This is a genomic window from Sulfurimonas sp., from assembly GCF_018698455.1.
In the GTDB taxonomy this organism is placed as follows: domain Bacteria; phylum Campylobacterota; class Campylobacteria; order Campylobacterales; family Sulfurimonadaceae; genus Sulfurimonas.
In genome coordinates this window covers 1-3,784 of the sequence record NZ_JABIOQ010000031.1, presented here as the reverse complement: position 1 = coordinate 3,784, position 3,784 = coordinate 1, and the positions used below count along the sequence as shown (strand labels likewise).

The following is a 3,784-nucleotide window of genomic DNA, read 5'->3' as shown; positions in this document are numbered from 1 at the left end:
GCAAAAGATGTACTTTTTACTTATGAAACACTGATCTCAGACAAAATATCTTCACCGTATAGTGCAGGTTTTCGTTTTGTGCAGAGTGTTAAAGTAGTTGATAAGTATAAAGTTCAAGTTAAATATAAAAAGGCTTACTTCAAAGCTTTAGAGACTTGGATGATGGGTATACTCCCTGAGCATATTTTAAAAGATGAAGAAGACCTTATGGGTGCAAAGTTTAACACAGACCCAATAGGAACAGGACCTTATAGGTTAGAACAACTTGAGTTTTCAAAGAACATAGTCCTTACTGCATTTGATGAGTACTTTTTAGGTCGAGCAAAGATTGACAAGATAAGTTTTCATGTTATAGCTGACCCAATGACTAGGTTTTTGATGTTAAAGTCAGCACAACTCGACCTAGGTAGTGTAGAACCTATGGCATATGAAAGACAGTTAAATGAGGAGTTCTTTGAGAAGTTTAATATTTATGAGAAAATCAGCTTATCTTATTCATACTTAGGGTTTAACCTACGTGAGGAGAAGTTTAAAGATCCTCGTGTCCGTAAAGCACTCTCATTAGCTATAGATAGACAAGAGTTAGTAGATATACTTTTTTTTAAACATGCCAAAGCCTGTAGCGGACCTTTTTTACCAGGAACCTTGGCGTTTAACGAAGATGTTAAAGTTCCAACTACAGATATAAAAAAAGCAAAGGAGCTACTCAAACTTGCTGGATATGATGAAAACAATCCATTTGAGTTTGAGATAGTGACATCAAACTCTAGCCCAATTCGCCCCTATGCTGCACAGATTTTACAGCACCAACTAAAAAAGGCTGGGGTCATTGTAACACTAAGAGTGATGGAGTGGCAAGCTTTTTTAAATATGGTTGTTTTTCCACATAAGTTTGAGAGTGTTTTACTTGGATGGGGACTCTCACCCACACCAGACCCATATCTTTTTTGGCATAAAGATAGTGACAAAAAAGGTGGCTTTAACCTTGTAGGATATAATAACCCAGAAGTAAACAAAATGATAGAAGAATCGCAAAGCATTATAGATAGAGAAGAACTTGGTAAAAAGTGGAGAGAGATGTTTAAAATAATTACAGACGATAACCCATATCTTTTTCTCTACATACCAAACTCTATAACAGCTGTAGATAAACGAGTGAAAAATGTCACCCCTGCACTAGGCGGAATTTGGCATAACTATATACAATGGGGAAAAGAATAATGATAATACTGTTTGATTTAGATGGAACACTGATAGACTCGACGGATGCAATTTTAGAGAGTTTTCATAACTCTTTTGATGTGCACAAACATAAACATCCTAGTGATGAAGAGATAAAAGCACTAATTGGATACCCACTTGATATTATGTATAAAGAGCTAGGTATAGAAGAAAGTGTAGTTTGGGATTATGTAGACACTTATAAAGAACATTATAGAGTGATATCGTGTGAAAAGACTCACCTATTGGAGTGTGCAAAAGAAGCAGTGAAACTTGCTAGTGAAATAGCTGAGATAGGGATAGTTACTACTAAAACTGGTAAATATTCTCAAGTTCTAATGGAACACTTTGGGTTAATGGAGTACTTCAAAGTACTCATTGGTCGTGAACATGTTGAGAATCCTAAACCACATGCTGAACCTATATTAAATGCACTTAAGAGTTTTGGACACTGTTGGCAAAGAAGTCTGGATGATTGGTGATACCAAGCTTGATCTATTGAGTGCTAAAAATGCAGGGGTTAATTCTATAGGTGTACTGAGTGGTTATGATAGTAAAAGTACTCTTGAAAAATATACTGATATAGTAGTAGAAGATGCTCTTGAAGCAATAAAGTTTTTGGAAGTTAATTAACTAGGAGAACCTAGTTAATTGTTAGAGGTATAATGTTTGATAATGAAGTGATAGTATTTCCATCAATTCGTTTTGCAGCTATATATAGTTTACCGTCTTTAACTAGTGTTAATGCAAGAGGCCATCCTCTACTTAAATCACTTTGACTAGCTACTAGTATTGAGCTTGAACTTGTACTAAAGTCAGGAGTACTTGAAAAGTAAAGTAAAAACTCATTAGTCTCTTTTCTAAACTGTATAGATGGTACTTCATCTCCATAAAGATCATTGCTATATCTTAGTGATAGAACTGCAGGTGCATTTGATACAGATGAAGTTGAAGAACCATTTGATGTCATTTGAAGTGCTACTTCTTGCATAAGCTTTTCAGTCTCAACAATTCTGTCTGACATCTCACCAATTCTATCTGCCATTATTCCAATATCATCAGAAAGTTTAGAAACAAGTCCCATCATAGCTTGAGAAGTTTCTCCACCTGTATCAACCATGTTATTTGCAACATTAGTAGAACCTGTAACCATATTATTTGCAACTGAAGTCATTCCGTTGATCATTGTGTTAAAGAACCACGCTTGTGCAGAAATAGGAGAAAGTACAGTTAGTACTATAAATGCACCGATAAGTTTTGTTTTCATTTTATTCATTATTAAATCCCTTTTAATTTTCCGAATTATAGCGTTTGAACTAGTGAATTAAACTTAAAAATTATAAGTAAATTTGATATTGAATATTAACTTTAACAATTTATCTAAGCTTTCTCTAAAACCTCAATGATGTTTTGTAAAGAGTTTTCTTTGTCATAACCCCATGTTTTAGCAATAACATAGGCATTTTTTGCAATATCTGGAATATCAGTTTTAGGTATCTTCAATCCTTTTAGAGTGACGGGAGAATCTATTTTTTCAAACCATGCCTCAAGAGCATAGATACCCTCATCAGCTGTTTTTAGTCCAAATACTTCTTTTGAAAATCTTTGAAACTGAGCTATATTTTTTTCTTTATACCACTTCATCCATGCAGGAATGACAACTGAGAGTCCTGCCCCATGTGGAACATTATAAAGGGCAGAGAGTGCATGCTCTATCATATGGTTAGGAAAACTCCCACCTTCTGTTCCACTTGGAGTTAAGCCATTTAAGGCTTGTGTAGCTATCCAAGCAAATTCACCACGAGCATTATAGTCATTAGGATTTTTTAATAAGATTTCTGTTGTTCTCATCATAGACTTTATGATAGATTCAACGAGTCGTGAGTTAAAGTCACTATGGTAAGTCGCAGTAAAGTAGACTTCTATAACATGAGCGATTGCATCTACAGCAGAGTAAGCAAGGTAATCTTTAGAAACACTAGCCATTAACTCAGGGTTGATAACTGAAAGTACAGGATTAACAAGAACAGACCCAATTGAAAACTTTTCTTTTGTCTCATCATGTGTGATAACTGAGTTTCCATTCATTTCACTTGCAGTTGCTGCTAGTGTCATAACTGTAAAGACAGGAAGAGCCTCTTTAATGACTGCTTTATTTGAAAAAAAGTCCCATACATCACCATCATACTTAACGCCAACTGCAATGGCTTTAATAGTGTCAGCAACAGAGCCTCCACCAACGCCAAGAATAGCCTGGACTTCTGTTTCTCTTGCAAGTTTGATACCATCATTGACACGAGAAAGAAGAGGGTTACTTACTACTTTATCAAGTTCTTCATACTTGATACCATGCTTATTTAAAGAGATAATAGTTTCATCATATAAACCACTTTTTTTGATGCTTCCCATGCCGTATACAAAAAGAATCTTTGTAATTCCTGCTTCTTTTATATAGCGACCTATCTCTTTTTCTTTTTCTCTACCAAATTCTATTTTTGTAGGGTTGTAATATGAAAAATCTTGCAAAAAACGGAGCAAATCGGACACCTATGACACTTCAGTT

Annotated in this window: 3 protein-coding genes and 1 pseudogene; 2 read left to right on the top strand and 2 right to left on the bottom strand. The window is 34.9% G+C overall.

From position 1 onward, the window contains the following. Together HOG88_RS04535 and HOG88_RS04530 are read left to right on the top strand one after the other, a co-directional pair. A partial coding sequence (locus HOG88_RS04535) for an ABC transporter substrate-binding protein (protein WP_295003672.1) occupies window positions 1-1,221 on the top strand: 1,221 nt, incomplete at its 5' end. After that, window positions 1,221-1,854: pseudogene (locus HOG88_RS04530) on the top strand (HAD family hydrolase). The gene HOG88_RS04535 and the pseudogene HOG88_RS04530, both read left to right, overlap by 1 nt. 10 nt (window positions 1,855-1,864) lie before the next feature. Here the strand turns inward: HOG88_RS04530 and HOG88_RS04525 are convergent. Continuing rightward, window positions 1,865-2,497 (bottom strand): hypothetical protein, encoded by a 633-nt coding sequence (locus tag HOG88_RS04525; RefSeq protein WP_295003670.1) that lies wholly within the window; start codon window positions 2,495-2,497, stop codon window positions 1,865-1,867. 104 nt (window positions 2,498-2,601) lie between these two features. Further along, window positions 2,602-3,759: an iron-containing alcohol dehydrogenase gene (locus tag HOG88_RS04520; protein ID WP_367234549.1), complete on the bottom strand. Its 1,158-nt coding sequence runs from the start codon at window positions 3,757-3,759 to the stop codon at window positions 2,602-2,604. Between the last annotated feature and the right edge of the window lie 25 nt (window positions 3,760-3,784).

Bases quoted from the DNA above. Each gene is read 5' to 3' on its own strand.
- HOG88_RS04525 (WP_295003670.1), bottom strand. From the start codon at position 2,497: ATGAATAAAATGAAAACAAAACTTATCGGTGCATTTATAGTACTAACT.